15 protein-coding genes are annotated in these 16,394 nt (G+C 71.1%); 7 read left to right on the forward strand and 8 right to left on the reverse strand.

The genetic code is table 11. The features are described 5' to 3' along the window. Nucleotides 1-33 precede the first annotated feature (33 nt). Nucleotides 34-1,251, forward strand: a complete 1,218-nt coding sequence (locus tag AB0K05_RS11735; RefSeq protein ID WP_148033227.1) for an MFS transporter — start codon at nt 34-36, stop codon at nt 1,249-1,251. A 261-nt stretch (nt 1,252-1,512) separates the two neighbouring features. Here AB0K05_RS11735 and AB0K05_RS11740 read toward each other — a convergent pair whose 3' ends face one another. The 7 genes from AB0K05_RS11740 to AB0K05_RS11770 form a co-directional block, all read right to left on the reverse strand. Continuing rightward, a complete protein-coding gene (locus AB0K05_RS11740) occupies nt 1,513-2,544 on the reverse strand; it encodes an aldo/keto reductase (protein ID WP_364228821.1) in 1,032 nt (343 codons plus the stop codon). Between the two features lie 12 nt (nt 2,545-2,556). Next, on the reverse strand, nt 2,557-3,699 hold the full coding sequence (locus AB0K05_RS11745) for a serine hydrolase domain-containing protein (protein WP_148033225.1): 1,143 nt from the start codon (nt 3,697-3,699) through the stop codon (nt 2,557-2,559). Beyond that, the gene (locus tag AB0K05_RS11750) at nt 3,696-6,422 is read right to left on the reverse strand and encodes a branched-chain amino acid ABC transporter permease/ATP-binding protein (protein ID WP_364228656.1); all 2,727 of its coding nucleotides are present in this window, start codon (nt 6,420-6,422) and stop codon (nt 3,696-3,698) included. Before AB0K05_RS11750 ends, AB0K05_RS11745 begins: the two co-directional genes overlap by 4 nt. Further along, nucleotides 6,419-7,171, reverse strand: a complete 753-nt coding sequence (locus tag AB0K05_RS11755) for an ATP-binding cassette domain-containing protein (protein WP_364228658.1) — start codon at nt 7,169-7,171, stop codon at nt 6,419-6,421. Before AB0K05_RS11755 ends, AB0K05_RS11750 begins: the two co-directional genes overlap by 4 nt. Beyond that, nucleotides 7,168-8,412 carry an ABC transporter substrate-binding protein gene (locus AB0K05_RS11760; RefSeq protein ID WP_364228660.1) on the reverse strand — a complete coding sequence of 415 codons (1,245 nt, stop codon included), beginning with the start codon at nt 8,410-8,412 and terminating at the stop codon, nt 7,168-7,170. The genes AB0K05_RS11755 and AB0K05_RS11760 overlap by 4 nt, the downstream gene beginning before the upstream one ends. A gap of 459 nt (nt 8,413-8,871) precedes the next feature. Beyond that, nucleotides 8,872-9,615, reverse strand: coding sequence for a hypothetical protein (locus AB0K05_RS11765; protein WP_364228662.1), 744 nt, complete (start codon nt 9,613-9,615; stop codon nt 8,872-8,874). Next, nucleotides 9,612-10,109 carry a sigma-70 family RNA polymerase sigma factor gene (locus AB0K05_RS11770; RefSeq protein WP_364228664.1) on the reverse strand — a complete coding sequence of 166 codons (498 nt, stop codon included), beginning with the start codon at nt 10,107-10,109 and terminating at the stop codon, nt 9,612-9,614. Before AB0K05_RS11770 ends, AB0K05_RS11765 begins: the two co-directional genes overlap by 4 nt. A gap of 87 nt (nt 10,110-10,196) precedes the next feature. Here AB0K05_RS11770 and AB0K05_RS11775 point away from each other — a divergent pair, with 87 nt between their 5' ends. The 6 genes from AB0K05_RS11775 to AB0K05_RS11800 are packed head-to-tail and all read left to right on the forward strand — an operon-like array spanning nt 10,197 to nt 15,925. Further along, entirely contained in the window at nt 10,197-11,135 is a 939-nt protein-coding gene (locus AB0K05_RS11775; RefSeq protein ID WP_364228666.1) for an LD-carboxypeptidase, read from the forward strand. Nucleotides 11,136-11,192: 57 nt separating this feature from the next. Then, nucleotides 11,193-11,912, forward strand: coding sequence for an ABC transporter ATP-binding protein (locus AB0K05_RS11780; RefSeq protein ID WP_271276989.1), 720 nt, complete (start codon nt 11,193-11,195; stop codon nt 11,910-11,912). Beyond that, a complete protein-coding gene (locus tag AB0K05_RS11785) occupies nt 11,909-12,634 on the forward strand; it encodes an ABC transporter permease (RefSeq protein WP_271276990.1) in 726 nt (241 codons plus the stop codon). The genes AB0K05_RS11780 and AB0K05_RS11785 overlap by 4 nt, the downstream gene beginning before the upstream one ends. After that, nucleotides 12,628-13,842 carry a sensor histidine kinase gene (locus AB0K05_RS11790; protein WP_364228668.1) on the forward strand — a complete coding sequence of 405 codons (1,215 nt, stop codon included), beginning with the start codon at nt 12,628-12,630 and terminating at the stop codon, nt 13,840-13,842. The genes AB0K05_RS11785 and AB0K05_RS11790 overlap by 7 nt, the downstream gene beginning before the upstream one ends. A gap of 4 nt (nt 13,843-13,846) precedes the next feature. Next, the gene (locus AB0K05_RS11795; RefSeq protein WP_148033211.1) at nt 13,847-14,491 is read left to right on the forward strand and encodes a response regulator transcription factor; all 645 of its coding nucleotides are present in this window, start codon (nt 13,847-13,849) and stop codon (nt 14,489-14,491) included. Between the two features lie 54 nt (nt 14,492-14,545). Then, entirely contained in the window at nt 14,546-15,925 is a 1,380-nt protein-coding gene (locus AB0K05_RS11800) for a N,N-dimethylformamidase beta subunit family domain-containing protein (protein ID WP_364228671.1), read from the forward strand. Between the two features lie 12 nt (nt 15,926-15,937). Here AB0K05_RS11800 and AB0K05_RS11805 read toward each other — a convergent pair whose 3' ends face one another. Beyond that, on the reverse strand, nt 15,938-16,345 hold the full coding sequence (locus tag AB0K05_RS11805) for a PPOX class F420-dependent oxidoreductase (RefSeq protein WP_148033210.1): 408 nt from the start codon (nt 16,343-16,345) through the stop codon (nt 15,938-15,940). Between the last annotated feature and the right edge of the window lie 49 nt (nt 16,346-16,394).

Genomic DNA, 16,394 nt, shown 5'->3' on the forward strand with positions numbered 1-16,394 from the left:
CGCTCGGACTGACGATTCCATCATCTAGGTGGTATGACAACTGTTGCCGAGCCTCCGCTCCTGCATGACCCCTCCTTCAGAAATTTCTACCTGGCGTCGGCGGTCAGCCAGTTCGGCACCCAGGTCGGCTACGTGGCGATGCCCCTGCTCGCGGTGATCGCCCTCAACGCGGGGCCCGGTGAAGTGGGACTGCTCAGCGCCCTCACCACCATCACCGTGCTCGTGCTCGGCTTGCCCGCCGGAGCATGGGTGGACCGGGTCAGGCGCCGCCCGGTGATGATCGCGACGGACCTGGTTCGCGCCGTGCTTCTGGTGTCGGTAACGGTCACGTGGTGGCTGGACGCTCTCACGATGACCCAGCTGTACGGCGTCGCCATCGCGACGGGAATCGGCACGCTCTTCTTCGACGTCGCCTCGCAGAGCACGGTCCCGCACCTGGTCGGCCGCGACCGGCTCACCGCCGCGAACTCAGTGCTCGTCGGTACGAACGCGGCGATGGATGTGGGCGGCAGAAGCTCCGCCGGAGTGTTGGTGGCTCTCGCGGGCGCGCCGGTGGCGATCCTGCTCGACGCGCTCACCTACCTGTGGTCGGCCGTGTGGCTACGCCGGATCAGTAAGCCCGAACCCGCGCCCGCCCCCGTACCCGGCGAGCGACTCGGACGGCAGATCGGCGAGGGGGTGCGATTCCTCTTCGGCAACCGGGTCCTCATCGCCATCGCGACACAAGGCGGCATGACGAACCTCGCCTTCCCGCTCTGCTCGACGCTGCTTCCCGTGCTACTCGTCAACGAGCTCGGGCATCCCGCCTGGGTGCTCGGGGCTTACCTTGCCATCGGCGGGCTCGGTGTGCTGGCCGGTTCCTCGACGGCTCACCTGATCGGCCGGCGGTTCGGCCGCGGGCGTGCCGTGTGGATCGTCGGCATGACCACTGCGCCGTTCGCGCTTCTGGTGCCGTTCGTCGGCTGGAGCGTCTGGATCTCGGCGGCCGCATGGAGCATCTTGTGCTTCCGGACAGGGATGAACAACGTGCTGCTCGTCAGCTTCAGGCAGAAGGTTACACCCGACCCGATGCTCGGCCGGATGAACGCCACCATGCGCCTGATCCTTATCGGTGCGGTCGGCGTCGGTGGTCTGCTGGCGGGCCTTCTTGGCGAGGTCTGGGGCATCGGGACGGCAATGTGGACAGGCGCAGCGATCATGGCGCTTAGCTGGATACCGATCTGGTTCAGCCCACTCCGCCACGAGGTCTGATGCAGGCAGCCCACCCAAGCCTTGACACTTGATCTTCGGCCGGATACTGCCGACTTCGATGACGCGAGCACTGGTAATTCGACACCATCGAAGTGCCAGTGCCCAGGTCGTAAGCAGGTCCTACTGTCATCTTCGCCGCGTCCAGACAGTTGTCGGGAGACACCCGAACCGATAGTCCGTCATTGACCGGCGTCCGCCCGTGCCCCGGAGCGGGGCACGGGCGGTCCGGCGGGCCCTCTGACGAGCGGCTCTGGGGTCCGGTCAGACTCTGTCCGGGTGTGGCCGGAAGCGCGGGCCGCCTAGCGCTTCGTACCAACCGGCGACCTTGTCACCGGGCGGCGCGACCGCGTCGATCGCGGCCAGATCCTCGGCGGTCCACTCGATCGCCAGGGAATCCGCGCACGAGTCGAGGTCGGCCAGCCGCTCCGGCCCGCACAGCGCGCTCGTCACGCCGGGCTGCCGTGCCACCCAGGAGTAGGCCAATTGGGCGACGGTCATGCCTTGCCGCGCCGCGATCTCCTCCAGCACGTCGAGCACGTCGAACACGGCGTCGCTGAACCGGTCACCGGCGAACCCGGCGAGCACGCCGCCCGCGCCGTACCTGCTGCCCTCGGGCGGCGGCTCGCCGCGCCGGTACTGTCCCGTGAGCACCCCTCCGCCGAGCGGCGCCCACGGGTTGACCGCGAGCCCGAACGTCGCGGCCATCGGCAGCAGCTCACGCTCGACCCGCCGGTCGAGGATGTTGTACGGCGGCGTCTCGGCCACGATCCGGTTGAGCCCGAACTCCTTGGCCACCCACAGCGACTCGACGACCTCCCACGCGGCGGACGTGCTCACTCCCAGGTAACGGACCTTGCCCGCGCGCACCAGGTCGTCCAGGGCGCGCAACGGCTCGTCGACCGGCGTGCCGGGGTCGAACCGGTGCAGCGTGAACACGTCGACGTGGTCCGTCCCCAGTCGCCGCAGGCTCTCCTCGCACTGGCGGATCAGATGGCGGCGGCTCACGCCCCGCCCGTTGGGGTCGTCGGGGTCGACCGGCATGTACGCCTTGGTGTTGATCACCACCCGGTCGCGCCGGGACGACCTGGCCAGGTTGGCCCCCACGATCGACTCACTGCGCCCGGGTGCTCCGCCGTAGTTGTTCGCCGTGTCGAAGAAGTTGACGCCGAGGTCGAGCGCCCTGTCGATGATCCGGGCCGACTCGGCCTCGTCGGCCCGGTCACCGAACATCCAGCACCCGAGGCCCAGGGCGCTCACCCGTACGCCGGTCCGCCCGAACGGCCGGTACTCCATGGCGGTCACTCCCTACTCCACGCCCGCGACCGCGCGCACGGCGTCGGCCAGGGGGACGAACGGTTCGGCGCCCGGCGCGGCACCCAGGAACATCCGGTTGTGGGTGATGACGACGGCCAGGCCGCTCGCGAGGTCGGCCCAGCCCATCGACCCGCCTATCCCGGCGTGCGCGAGCACCTGGACCGACCGGCCGAGCAGCGGGTCGGCGGGCGGAGACTCGCCGCCCAGCCAGAAGCCGCCGGTGCCGATCCAGGTCGTGCCCTGGTAGACCTCGTCGAACTCGCCGGCGCCCGGCCGCGGCCGGGTCAGGGCGAGCAGGCGGCCGGCTGAGAGGTACCGGCGGCCGCCGAGCTCACCGCGGTTGGCGAGCAGGCTGAAGAACCGCGCACCGGCGCGGGCCGTCATCACCGCGCCCGCCGCCGGGACCGACGACGACCGGAACCGGGGGTCGTTCCAGCGGTCGGCGTCCGGACGGATCTCCGGGGGCATCGACAGCAGCGGCACCCCGGTCATCGGCGCCCGCTTCGGCGGGTTCGGCCCCCAGGTCAGCCGGGCGACCCGATGCTCGTGCTCCGCCGGGAGCACATCCCAGACGTCATCGGCGCCGATCGGCAGGCACAGCTCCTCGCGCAGGAACCGGTCGTACGGGCGGTGCTCCGGGTCGGTGCGGCGGACGACCTCGCCGAGGATGTGCCCGAAACTCATCGAGTGGTACATGGAGCGTTCGCCCGGCGGGTGCAGCGGTTCGACGCCCGCGAGCCAGGAGGTGATGGCGTCCCAGTCCGCCAGTCCGGCGGCGTCCAGGTCCGGCGGCATGTGCGGGACGCCGGCCCGGTGCGTGAGCACGTGACCGACGGTGATGCGCTCCTTGCCGCGCTGCCCGTACTCCGGCCAGTACGTCGCGACCGGCTCGTCCATGTCCACCAGCCCTCGTTCGCACTGGAGCTGGATCGCCGTCGCGAGCAACGCCTTGCTCACCGAGAAGACGGGGAACAGGGTGTCGCCGTCGACCGGCCGGCGGTGGCGCGGGTCGGCGACGCCGGTCCACGCGTCGACGATGAGCTCGTCACCGAGGTAGGCGGCGACCTGCACGCCGACCTCGCCCAGCTCGACGGCGCGGGCGAGCGCCTTCTCGATCCGATCGTCGGACCTCATTGCTCGGCTTCCTCTCTCTTACGGGCCGTCTCGTTCCGTGCTTCGACGGGTTCCGGAGGTTCCGCTTCCGTCGGCTCGTCGCCGAGGTACGCCGCGATGACCCGGGGGTCACGGCGCACGTCGCCCGGTGTCCCGTCGGCGATGATCCGCCCGCGTTCCATCACGATCACCCGGTCGCACACCCGCATGACCAGCTCCATGTCGTGCTCGACGACCAGCACTCCCATGCCGCGCTCGTCGGCGAGCCGCCGCAGCAGCACGCCCAGCTCGGCCGACTCGGTCGAGCTCAGCCCGGCCGCCGGCTCGTCGAGGCAGAGGATGGACGGCTCGGCGGCCACCGCGCGGGCGATGCCGACCAGCCGGCGCCGGCCGTACGGCAGCTCGGTGGGCAGCCGGTCGAGGTCGGGACCGAGCTCGAACAGCTCGACGGCGGCGAGCGCCCCCGCGGTGAAGGCCGTCGGGCGCGGCCAGACCAGGTCGGTCAGGTAGGCGCTGCCGGACCGCGCGTCGACCGACGCCTTGAGGTTGTCGGCCACGGTCATGTCGTCGAAGAGTTCGAGACTCTGGAACGATCGGCCGATCCCCTCCCTGACCCGGCGGTGCATCCTCATGGACCCGATCGGCTTGTCCCCGAGCGTGACCGTGCCGGCCTTCGGTCTGGTCGCGCCGGTGACCGCGTCGATCAGGGTCGTCTTGCCCGCGCCGTTCGGCCCGATGAGGCCGACGATCTCGCCCGGCCCGACGTCCAGCGAGGCGTCGTCGACCGCGACCACCCCGCCGAAGGCGACCGTCAGCCCCTGGCCCCGCAGCGTCCGTTCCGGCACGCGGCCGGGCGGGGCCGCGGTCGTGGCGGTCACCGGCGCCGGACGGGACCGGCGGGGCAGGTGGATATGCCGCCCGAGGCCCTCCGCGGCCCCGTCTGGCCGCGCCTGCAAGTACCAGATGGACAGGATGCCGCCCACGAGCGCGATCCACAGCGGCGTCGTCGCGCTGTCCGAGTCGAGCAGCGTGGAGATGAAACCGCCGGGATGCCCGAGCACGCCGAGGAGCGGGCCGGCGATGTAACCGATGCCGCCCAGGACGACCTGGGAGATCCCCAGGATCGAGTCGAAGGCCGCGAAGCCCCGCTCGAACACCATGGTCGGCTGCCGGAACACCACGAGGATCCCGCCCAGCGCGGCGATGGCCGCCGAGAGGGCGAACGCGTAGAGGCGGACCCGCCACGGGTTCAGCCCGACGGACTCGGCCGCCCGCTCGTTGGTGCGTACCGCGATCATGCGGCGTCCGACCCGCCCGCGCCGCACGTTGGCGACCACGAGACCGGCGAGGACGAACGCGATCAGGCACACGACCGCCCACCGCTCGGGATGGACGAGCGAGTCCACCTGCCAGCCGAACACCGTCAGCGGCCCTGTCAGGGGCGTGTAGGCGCCCGAGTACGTCGGGTTCTGCAACAGCACGCCCTGGATCGCCACGGCGGAGCCGAGCGTCGCCACCGCGAAGTTCACCCCGCGGGTGCGCAGCAGCGGCACGCCGAGCAGCGCGCCGACGACGAACGTCGCGACCAGGCTGAGCGCGATCGCCGGCAGGAACGGCATTCCGGTACGGGTCAGCAGCAGTCCGGTGATGACCGCGCCGATGCCGGCGAAACTGAACTGGCTGAGCGACAACTGCCCGGTGTAACCGGTGATGACGACGCTGGACAGCAGGATGATCCCGTACGTGCAGGTGATCGTCATCGCCGTCACGTACGAGAGATCGAACACCAGCGTGAGCAGCAGGATCGAGCCGCCGACGAGCGTGAGGAGGATGAACGGCCGGATGTGGCCGTCGCCGACCTTCGGCCGCCGCTCGACGATGGCCGTACGGATCCCGCCGCCCGTGCCGCGCCACACCATCACGAGCACGATCAGCAGGAACGGCACCGCGTCCGCCCAGCCGGGCGTGGCAACGTAGCGGGTCACCTCGGCCTGCGTCACCCCGATGAGCAGGGCGCCCAGGTACGTGAGCGGGAACGAGCGCAGCCCGCCGATCAGCGCGGCGGCGAGCGCCGGGACGATCAGGTGGGTCAGCGTGACGATCTGCACCCCGACGATCGGGGCGAGCAGGACCCCGGCGACGCCGGCGAACACCGAGCCGATCACCCAGTTGCTGGTGGCGATCCGGACCGGGGAGATGCCCAGCGCAGCCGACGCGATCGGGTTCTCCACCTGCGCCGCGGTGGCCAGCCCGAACCGGGTGCGGCCGTAGCAGGCGGTGAGCAGGGCGACGAGCACGGTGGCGATGAAGAAGGTGATGATCCGGTCCTTGCCCAGGTGGATCCCGAACAGCGACACCGGATCCGTGGGGAAGATGGGCTGGACGATGCGTTCGTCCGCGCCGTACCTCAAGGTCAGCGCCGACTGCACGACGACGAGCACGATCAGCGAGACGCTGGTGCGGCTCAGTGTCGACATGCGCGCCATGCGCTGGATCGCGAGCCGGTAGGTCAGGTAGCCGCACAGCGCGGCGGCGAGCAGCGCGCCGGGCACCGCGAGCACGGGCGAGAGCCCCTGGCCCGCGTTGAGCTCCCAGTAGGCGAACGCCGCCACGGTCCCGACGATGCCGTGGGAGAAGTTGATGATCCCGGACCCGCGATAGGCGATCACGATGCCGAGCGCGGTCAACGCCAGGAGAGATCCCGACGACATCCCGACCAGCGCGAGCTGGATGGCGCCGTTCATGACCCGTGGCCTCCGATCGTGGCGCCGGGTTCGTCGGCCGCGGCCGACAGATAGCTGGCCTCGATCTCGGCCAGCCGCGATCCCATCTCGGCCGCCGTACCCTCGATCACGATCTCTCCCCGGCGCAGCACGCAGACGCGATCGGCGATCTGGAGAGCGCGCTGGACCCGCTCCTCGACGATGAGCACGCCGACGCCCCGGTCGGCGGCGGCGCGCAGACCGGTGAGCAGCCGGGCCACGATCAGCGGGGCGAGGCCGAGGGTCAGCTCGTCGGCGAGCAGCACCTTCGGCGAGCCGGCCAGCGCGCGGGCCAGGGTGAGCATCTGCTGCTCGCCGCCCGACATCAGCCCCACCTTCCGGTCCAGCAGCGGCTCCAGTTCGGGCATCAGAGCCAGGCTCTCCTGGACGCCGCCGCGGCCGAGCCGGAGGTTCTCCCGGCAGGTGAGGCCCATGAAGACCGAGCGGTCCTCGCAGATCAGCGCCACGCCGGCGTCGGCCCTGCGATGCAGCCCCTCCGGCGCGGGCCGGCCGTCGAGCCGGACCGAGCCGGAGATCGGTGTCAGGACTCCGGACAGGGCCATGAGGGTCGTGGTCTTGCCGGCTCCGTTCGCGCCCAGCAGCGCGACGATCTCGCCGGGACGGACCGCGACCGACAGCCCTTTCAGTACGGGGAGGTGGCCGTAGCCGACCTCGAGGTCGGACGCCTCGAGGATCGGCTCCGCCACTGTCCGGTCCCCGGTCTGGGTCACCCGTTCGCCTTGACGGCGTCGAGCACGCTGAACGGCTCGGCGGCCGGGCCGTAGGTGCCGTCCTTGACCGTGTACGTGACGACGATCGTGTTCAGGATCCGGCTGAAGTCCTTGATGCCGATCGGCGTGGTGAGGTCGATGGCCGGTCCGACACCCGTCTCGACGGCGTCGAGTGTGCCGAGCGCCTGCTGCATCGCCTTGCCGTCGATCGGGCCCTGGATGGACTCGGCGGCCGCCTTCACCACGGCCAGGGCAGACCACACGACCACGCCCGCCGACGTCGGCTTCGCGTCCGGCTGGTACTTCTTCATGGCGTCGCGGAAGGCGACCATGCCGGCCTCGTCACTGTTCACCGGCAGGAACGAGTCGGACAGCAGCACGCCCTCGGCGGGCTTGCCCACCTGGTCGATGAGCGCCTGGGTGAGCGACGCGGCGGCGAGCCCGGCCTTCACGCCCGGCGCGCCGGCGCCCAGGGCCGTGATCGCCTTGCCGGCCTCGCCCGGCGGGAGCGCGATCACCACGCAGTCCGCGCCGTTCGACACGACCTGGGCGACCGGGGCTCCGTAGTCGGCGTTGGTGGTCGGCACCGCGATCTTCGCGTTCAGCTTCATGCCGAGCGACTTCAGCCCGGCGTCGGCGAAGTCGGCGGAGGCGATCGAGGACGGCAGCGACTGTGTGATCGCGTCCACCTTCTTGCAGCCGTAGGTCTTGACCAGCCCGATCGCGGCCCCGCTGAACGACACCGGCGTGCCGCCGGGGATCGGCCAGGAAGCCGGGCTGGTGAACTCGAGCGGGTTGATCGGGTGGCTGAGCAGCGGGATACCGGCCTGTTCGAGCACCGGCACCATGCCGCTGCCGCCGACCGACAGGCCGCCGATCACGGCGATGGCGCCCTGGGCGACCGCATCCTGGGCGCACTTCGCGCTCACGTTGGGGTCGGCCTGGTCGTTGCAGACCGTCAGCTCGACCTTGCGGCCGGCGATGCCGCCGCTGTCGTTCGCCGCGGACACGGCGGCCTCGATCGCCGCCGCCTGGTCCGGGAACCCGACAGACGGCGCGGACACGGTGAGGATGCCGACGAGCTTGAGCGGGGCCGCCTCGGAGGAAGCGGCAGCGGCGGGCGCCGCGTCGGGGGCGACGTCGTCCGAGGACGAGCACGCCGTGGTCAATGTCAGTGAAGCCGCCGCGGCGACGGCTGCGAGCCGCCGACGACGGCCGGCGAGGGAAGTTCTGTTGGTCATTACGGCGATCCCATCAGCTGGTCATGAACTCGTCCCCCGACGCGATAGGGGGCAGCGTGATCGCACTCTGTTACTGCTGGCATTACCGGCCGCGGCAGCGGGATCGGTAACAGAACCCCGTGCCGGGCACGGCCTCCCGACAGGGGAGGGGAGACTGCCGATGCTGGGTCGTGTCAGGACGCAGCTTCACCGGCACCCTGCTGGACACGCTGCGCCACCTCATGGGCCAACGCCGCGGCTCCGTACTGTCAACTTCGATGACGCGGTCGCTGCGGCGGTTCCTTCGCCAAGTACGTCGGAGCGAGTGAGAACGGCGACTCCGACCGCTCCGCTCTGCTTCGGCGGGCTCATCTGTACCTGACTGATCGGGCAAGAGGGTCGACGAAGATCAAGACGAGAAGTCCCGGATGTGCCAGGGAACGAGCCATCCCCTGGCCGGCCTTCGTTGTAGCAGTGGGCTTATTCGTCGGGCGTATGGAGCTGGAAGTGACGGACTCCGCCGGGGACAGCCGACCCGTGGCTGTCCAGCAAAGTGATCGTCGCCTGCGTGACGGAGGCGGGCATGGTGAGCGCAGCGTAGCGGGGCCCGTCCGGGTCATCGGTGCGAGGGAGGGTGGTGACAGTACGTGTCGCCGCATCCCGTGCGGTCACGCGAACGGTGTGGACGGAAGGATGAAAGGCGCCGAAGACGATCCAACCGGTGGTGTGGTCATCACCGGGCCCCAGTCGCGTCACCGCGATGTCGGCCTGGTCGGGAGAGGCGGACTGAGGGCTGGCGGTGAAACAGCCCTTGGCGTCCTCGTTCGCCTTGCTGTACGTGACGATGACTGTGTCCCACTCGGCGCCGATGATGTTCCGGCGTTTGGAGACCAACTCCACACCGGGCATCGGCTTGCCGCAGCCATCTTGGTGGAAGGACGGCACGAGCCAGTACTGGTCCGGTCCGCTTCTGCCCTGAAACAGCGCGTTCTCGGTCGGCAGCCGGTCGACGTACTCCGCGCCGATCTGGACGTAGGTGAATCCGAGCAGCGGCGCGCTGATCATCACAGTGCCCAACGCCCACGCGAAGCGCCGTCTGCGCGGCAAGGGAACCGCCTGTGGCTCGTCGATGTCGCCGATTGTCATGGCGACCTCGGACAGGGTCCGCCGCAAGCGGGAGTCGAGTTCGGGCTCGATCGCCAGTTCTGTTTCGCGGTTGTTCATTTCATTGCCTTCCTGAGTCGGGCGAGAGCACGCTTGAGATCGGACCGGATGGTGGCCGCGGGCCGGGAGAGGATGCCGGCGATCTCGACCAGAGGGAGGTCTTCGTAGCAATGCAGCACCACGACGATTCGCTGCCTCCCCGACAGCTGCTTGACGAGGGTCCAGGTCTCGTCGATGTCTGGCATCTCCGTTGTCCGCTCCACAACGTGTCGCCCGCGCTCGCGCGCCCATCGCCGATGCGTGCTGTTCGCGCGGTTCACCACCGCCCGCTTCAGGTACGCCAGGGGTTGCTGGATTCGGTCCCAGCGCGCGCACGCCGTCACGAAGGCTGTTTGGACGAGGTCTTCGGCCTGTTCCCGCGAGCCTGTCAGCAAGAACGCCAGGCGTAGCAGCGTCGTCCGCTGGTCGCGATAGACCTGCTCAAGATCGGGCGGGTCCGCGGTTCTCAGTTCCGTCATGCCCTTCTGTCCCGTCAGGCCGCTGCGGCGTTGCACCAATCTTGTTCGGTACGGGACCTCGGCCTCACCCAGGACCACGGCATGGCGGTTGAGACGCCCGGAGAAGAGGGATATAGGGCTTCGATGACGACTCCATCGCATGAGCCCCCCGAGTCCTCTTGGCCGCGGCTGCGGACCGGCGACCAGGTCGCCCTCGTCTCGCCGGCCAGCTTTCCCGACGCCACCGCGGTCGAGGACCTCACCCGGCTTCTGCGCAGCTGGGGGCTGCGGGTCAAGATCGGAGAACATGTCTTCGACCAGCGCGGTTACCTGGCCGGGCACGACGCGGACCGGCTCTCCGACCTCAACGCCGCCTTCGCGGACCCGGAGATCCGAGCGGTCATCACCACCCGAGGCGGGGCGGGGGCCTACCGGATCCTCGACGGGCTCGACGTCGACGCCATCCGCGCGGACCCGAAACCGCTGGTGGGATTCAGCGACATCACCTACCTGCACCTGACCATCTGGCGTCAGGCCCGGGTCCCCGGCATCCACGGCTGCCTCGTCGGCCCCCACGCCACCGCGACCGTCCGCCATCTGCTGACGAGCACCGAACCCGTGACGCACCATCGCCATCCTCAGCTGATGTCGGCCGCCGCCGAGGTGCCGGGCCACGCCCGCGGCCACCTGCTGGGCGGATGGCTGAGCGCGCTGGCCGGCCTGGCCGGCGCCGGACTGCCCGATCTGACGGGGGCGATCCTGCTGATCGAAGCCGAACGGACGATCGGGCTAGGACAGGTCGACCGGCAACTCACCCAGCTGATCCGCTCGGGCGCCCTGGACGGCTTGCGGGGAATCGTCCTGGGACGGTTCCCCGGTTTCGAGGACTACACCGACCGCGGCTGGAACCTCGTCGACGTTCTCCGCGACCGGCTCACCCCGCTCGGCGTCCCCGTGCTCGGTGGGCTCGAATTCGGGCACGGCCCGGATCCGCACGCCGTCGCCCTCGGCACCATGGCCGAACTCGACACCGGCAGCGGCACCCTCACGCTCCGCCCGCCGGCGCACGACCGGTACGGCTGACCCCCATCAACCGATCGGTGGATGTCGGCGGCGGCGCCCGGCGGCGAGGCTCGAAGCATGACAGCGATCATCGAGATCAACGAGCTGAGCAAGAGCTACAAGGCGGGCAAGGCGGTCGACGGCGTCACCCTGACCGTGCGGCGCGGCGAGATCTTCGGCATCGCCGGCCCCAACGGCGCGGGCAAGACCACGCTCGTGGAGTGCGCCTCCGGGCTGCGCCGGCCGGACGGCGGCACCCTGCGCGTGCTCGGCCTGGACCCGTACGACGACCGCCGCGCGCTCCTCCAGCGCATCGGCGCCCAGCTGCAGGAGGCGGCCCTCCCCGACGCCATCAAGGTAGGCGAGGCGTTGAGGATGTACGCCTCCTTCTACGACAAGCCGGCCGACTGGCGGGCGGTCATGGACGAATGGGGGCTCGCGGACCGGAGACGGGCCCGCTTCGGGAACCTGTCCGGCGGCTGGAAGCAGCGCCTGTTCATCGCGCTGGCCCTGGTCGGCAACCCCGAGGTCGTCTTCCTCGACGAGCTCACCACCGGCCTTGACCCCGCCGCCCGCCGCACCACGTGGGGCCTCATCCGCGAGATGCGCGGGCGCGGCGTCACCGTCGTGCTGGTCACCCACTTCATGGACGAGGCCGAGGCGCTGTGCGACCGCCTCGCCATCGTCGACCGCGGCCGCGTCGTCGCCGAGGGCAGCCCGCGGGAGCTGATCGCCGAGGCGGGAGCCGACTCCCTGGAGAACGCGTACTTCGCCCTGACCGAAAGGGAAATGGCATGAAAGGCCTCGCGAACGTCGTCGCCGTCGAGCTCAAGCTGATCGTCCGTGACCCGATGTCGGCCTTTTTCGCGCTCGTCTTCCCAGCGATCATGCTCTGGGTCAAGCTGCGGGGCGGCAACAAGCCCTTGCGGGGCGGGACGCCGCTGATCGACGCCACCGTGCCGATGCTGACCGTGTTCGTCATCGGCCTGGCCGCGCTGGTCGTGCTCCCCGCCACGCTGGCCCACTACCGGGAGCGCCGGGTCCTGAAGCGGCTGCGCGCGACCCCCGCCTCCCGCGCCATGCTGTTCGGGGCACAGTGGGCGGCGCACATGCTGCTGGCGGTGCTCGGCTCGGCGCTGCTGATCGTCATCGGCCTGGTCGCGTTCGGGCTGACCGCGCCGGCGAACGTCGTGGGCGTCCTGGTGGCGTGGCTGCTGGGCGCGCTCAGCCTGGGCTCCATAGGGCTCCTCCTCGGCGCGCTCGTCCCCACCGGCCGCGCCGCGACCGTGATCGGGCTGGCCGTGTTCTTCCCGATGGTGTTCCTGTCCGGCGCCATGATCCCCCGGGAGACCATGTCCGGCTCGATGCGCGCGATCGGCGATCTCCTCCCCATGGCTCCGGCGGTCCAGGCGGTCCGCGACGGCTGGGCGGGCGGTGCCACCTCACCGCTTACGCTGGGCGTCATGGTCGCGATCTCGATCGTCGCGGGCGGCCTCGCCCTCAGGACGTTCCGATGGTGACGACCGACCCGGGCCTGACGCGCTGGGACCGGGTCCAGGCCGCGCTGCCCTACCTGCTGGTCCTGCTTCCCGCGCTCTTCGCCCTGCTGCGGGAGTGGCGGCTGGAGGTGCTGGTCCTGGCGCTGTTCGCGGTGGCCTGGCACTGGCTGATGGTGACCTCCCACCCTGGCTGGATCGCCCGCCCCGTGGTGCTGATCGCCTACTTCGCCGTCCTGCTCGCCGTCATCGGGGTCCTGGTCAGGATCGACAACGTGTTCACGGTGACGGGACTGGGGGCGTTCGTCCAGTGTTTCGCCCTGCTGCCGGGGTTGTGGGCGTACGGCGGGGTGGCCGTGACGGTCGGCGTGCTGATCGCCGCCCGCCCGCAGCTCGGGCGCACCCCGGTCGAGCTGCTCGGCTCCTTCGTCGTCGGGGTGCTGGCCGCCTCCACCGTCGGCCTGGTCATCAAGGCCATCTCCGACCAGAACGACCAGCGCAAGGTGATGATCGCGGAGTTGCGGGAGACGAGCGCCAAACTGGTCGCGCTCGCCGACGACAACGCGAACCTCCAGGCCCAGCTGCTGACCCGGGCCCGCGAGGCCGGCGTGCTGGAGGAGCGGCAGCGGATGGCCCGGGAGATCCACGACACCGTCGCGCAGGGCCTGACCGCCATCCTCACCCAGCTGGAGGCCGTCGGGGACGTGCCGCCTCCGGCCCGTGCCCGCCTGGACACGGTTCAGGCCATGGCCAGGGAGAGCCTGACCGAGGCCCGCCGCTCGGTGCAGGCGCTGCGCCCGGCGTCGCTCCAGCACGAGGGCGAGCTGGCGACCGTTCTGGAGAGGCTCGCGGCGACCTGGTCGCGGAACACCGGCGTGCCCGCCGCCGTGTCGATCACCGGCGACCCCCGGCCGCTGCACGCGGAGGTGGAGACGGCCCTGCTGCGGGTGGCGCAGGAGGCGCTGGCCAACGTGGCCAAGCACGCCTCGGCCGGGCGGGTCGGCCTCACGCTCTCGTACATGGACGACGTGGTGGCGCTGGACGTCCGCGACGACGGCGCCGGCTTCGCCCCGGCGGCCGCGTCCCACGGCGAGGGCTTCGGCCTCGTCGCGATGCGCCAGCGCGTCACCCGCCTGGCCGGGAGCTTCGCGATCGAGTCCGCCCCCGGCCAGGGCACCGGCGTCTCCGCCACCGTCCCGGCCATCCCCGCCGACCCCGACCCGGGACCGTGAGGCCATGCCGCCGATCCGTTTGATCATCGTGGACGACCACCCGATCGTCCGCGACGGCCTGCGCGGCATCTTCGCCGCCGACGCCGGCTTCGAGGTCGTCGGCGAGGCGGCCGACGGTCCCGAGGCCCTCGCGGTGGCCCTGCGTACGGACCCCGACGTCGTGCTCCTGGACCTGCGCATGCCGAGGATGAGCGGCGTGGAGGTCATCCGCCGGCTCCGCGAGCAGACGCCCGGCATCCACGTGCTGGTCCTGACCACGTTCGACGACGACGCCGACGTCCTGCCGGCGATCGAGCAGGGCGCCACCGGCTATCTCCTCAAGGACACGCCCCGCGCCGACCTGCGCCGTGCCGTGCTGGCGGCCTCCCGAGGCGAAACCGTGCTGTCTCCGACGGTGGCCGGTGTGCTGACGGCGAAGGACCGCGCGCCGGAGGCGCCGCGCACGCTGAGCCGCCGCGAACTCGAGGTGCTCAAGCTGATCGCCCGGGGCGCGACCAATCGCGACATCGCCGGGAAGCTCTTCATCACCGAGGCGACGGTCAAGACGCATCTGCTCCACGTCTTCGCCAAGCTCCAGGTGAAGGACCGGGCGGCGGCGGTGGCGGCGGCGTACGAGATCGGCCTGCTCAGACCGGCCGCCGACGGCTGAGGGTAAGTACTTCGCCAAAGGCGGGCGCCCGCCCGGGGGCGGGCGTGAGCATGGGTGACCGTGCGTCATGTCCTCGCCGTCCTGGTCCTGCTCACCGCCGGCTGCGCCGCCACCGCGCCGGTCGCCCCCGGGCCCGCCTCGGTGTCCGCCGGAGCCTCCGAACGCGCCGCGCCCGCGCAGGCGCCGCCCGCGCCGTGGCGCATCACCGAACGCGGCGGCGAGCACGAGATCGAGGGGTACGCCGACCGGGTCAGCGTGCTGCCGGGGGAGCGGTTCCGGCTGCTCGTCTCCACGACCGCGCCGCGTTTCACCGCGTCGGCGTTCCGGATGGGCGCCCGGCCGGTGAGGGTCTGGCGCTCCACGCCGGTCGCCGGGACCCGGCAGCCGCCGCCGCGGACCGTCGAGGGCATGGTGACCGCCGCTCACTGGAAGCCCTCGCTCACCGTCGACACCACCGGCTGGGCCGAGGGCGCCTATTTGGTGCGGCTGGACGCCTCGACGGGCGGCCAGCGCTACGTGCCGATCACCGTGCGGTCGGCCTCGGCCGAGGGCCGGGTCGTGATCGTCAACGCCGTGACCACCTGGCAGGCGTACAACCTGTGGGGAGGACGCAGCCTCTACAGCGGCCCCGGCGGATTCGACGACCGGTCACGCAAGGTCACCTTCGATCGTCCGTACGACGGCTCGGGTGCCCGGCTCTTCCTGGACTTCGAGTGGAACGCCATCCGGCTGGCCGAGCGGAGCGGAGTGCCGCTGGCCTATCTGACCAGCCTCGACCTGCGGCCCGGCGCGTTGGGCGGCGCGCGGGCCGTGGTGTCGCTGGGGCACGACGAGTACTGGTCGCCGACGATGCGGAAGGTCGTCACGCGGGCCCGTGACGCGGGCGCGAACCTGGCCTTCCTCGGGGCCAACGCCGTCTACTGGCGGATCGGGCTGCACGGCAGGACGGTCATGTGCGACAAGGAGACCCGGTGCCCGCTCTGGCGGGGGTCGGAGCCGGAGAGCGGGCTGGTCGGGCAGATGTACGACTGTTTCCCGGCCGAGGCGACCTACCGGGTGAGCAAGCCGGGCCACTGGATCTTCGAGGGGACCCGGGGCAGGAGCTTCCCCGGGCTGGCCGGCGTGGAGACCGACAAGGTGTCGCCAGGCTCACCGGACGACATCGAGGTGCTGGCCGAGTCGCCCGTCGACTGCGGCGGCCGGGCCACGGTGAGCCACACCACCTACTACGTCGCCCCCAGCGGCGCCGGGGTGTTCGCCTCCGGCACGATGCGCTGGGTGTGCGGCATGAAGGGCGCGGCCTGCGGCCACGGCGTGACCCGGGCGGCCTCCGCCTTCACCCGCCGCGCCACGCTCAACCTGCTGACCAGGTTCGCCAAGGGGCCGGCGGGGGACTGCTCGAACCCGTCGTCCGGGTGCTCCGGCCGGGCGTGAGACGCCGGCGCGTCACGCCGCGTTCCCCACCACCCGCCGCGGCGTGATGCGGATCGTCACGCGCACCTTTTCCGGGGGCAGCCGGAGGTACTCCTCGCCGGCTCCTTCGCCCTCGTACTCCTCCGCCAGCCGCACCGCCAGCCGCCTTCCCTCGTCCTCGGTGACCGTCGCGACCCCTCGCACCTCGACGTACCTGTCGGGGTCCGCAAGGTCGAACACGCTGAGGCTGACCCGTGGGTCCCGCTCCAGGTTCACCACCTTGCGCCTGCCGGCCTGGGAGGAGATGACCACGTCGTCGCCGTCGGTGCCGACCCAGACGACCGAGGTCTGCGGACTGCCATCGGGGTTGAGGGTGGCGAGAACGCCGAGGTTGGGGGCGCTGAGGATGCTCCGGGCAGCGTCGCTGAGAGAGATGCTCATGATCGGCAGCATAGAGGGCCATATCCGGTGAGATCGCGGGACAATGGCC

The sequence above is a fragment of the Nonomuraea sp. NPDC049486 genome (genome assembly GCF_040676925.1).
Lineage (GTDB): Bacteria > Actinomycetota > Actinomycetes > Streptosporangiales > Streptosporangiaceae > Nonomuraea > Nonomuraea ferruginea.

Coding starts and splice junctions, on each gene's coding strand:
- AB0K05_RS11785 (WP_271276990.1), top strand. CDS start 11,909: ATGAAAGGCCTCGCGAACGTCGTCGCCGTCGAGCTCAAGCTGATCGTC.
- AB0K05_RS11795 (WP_148033211.1), top strand. CDS start 13,847: ATGCCGCCGATCCGTTTGATCATCGTGGACGACCACCCGATCGTCCGC.
- AB0K05_RS11760 (WP_364228660.1), bottom strand. CDS start 8,412: ATGACCAACAGAACTTCCCTCGCCGGCCGTCGTCGGCGGCTCGCAGCC.
- AB0K05_RS11735 (WP_148033227.1), top strand. CDS start 34: ATGACAACTGTTGCCGAGCCTCCGCTCCTGCATGACCCCTCCTTCAGA.
- AB0K05_RS11780 (WP_271276989.1), top strand. CDS start 11,193: ATGACAGCGATCATCGAGATCAACGAGCTGAGCAAGAGCTACAAGGCG.
- AB0K05_RS11790 (WP_364228668.1), top strand. CDS start 12,628: ATGGTGACGACCGACCCGGGCCTGACGCGCTGGGACCGGGTCCAGGCC.
- AB0K05_RS11775 (WP_364228666.1), top strand. CDS start 10,197: ATGACGACTCCATCGCATGAGCCCCCCGAGTCCTCTTGGCCGCGGCTG.
- AB0K05_RS11805 (WP_148033210.1), bottom strand. CDS start 16,345: ATGAGCATCTCTCTCAGCGACGCTGCCCGGAGCATCCTCAGCGCCCCC.
- AB0K05_RS11765 (WP_364228662.1), bottom strand. CDS start 9,615: ATGAACAACCGCGAAACAGAACTGGCGATCGAGCCCGAACTCGACTCC.
- AB0K05_RS11745 (WP_148033225.1), bottom strand. CDS start 3,699: ATGAGGTCCGACGATCGGATCGAGAAGGCGCTCGCCCGCGCCGTCGAG.
- AB0K05_RS11750 (WP_364228656.1), bottom strand. CDS start 6,422: ATGAACGGCGCCATCCAGCTCGCGCTGGTCGGGATGTCGTCGGGATCT.
- AB0K05_RS11740 (WP_364228821.1), bottom strand. CDS start 2,544: ATGGAGTACCGGCCGTTCGGGCGGACCGGCGTACGGGTGAGCGCCCTG.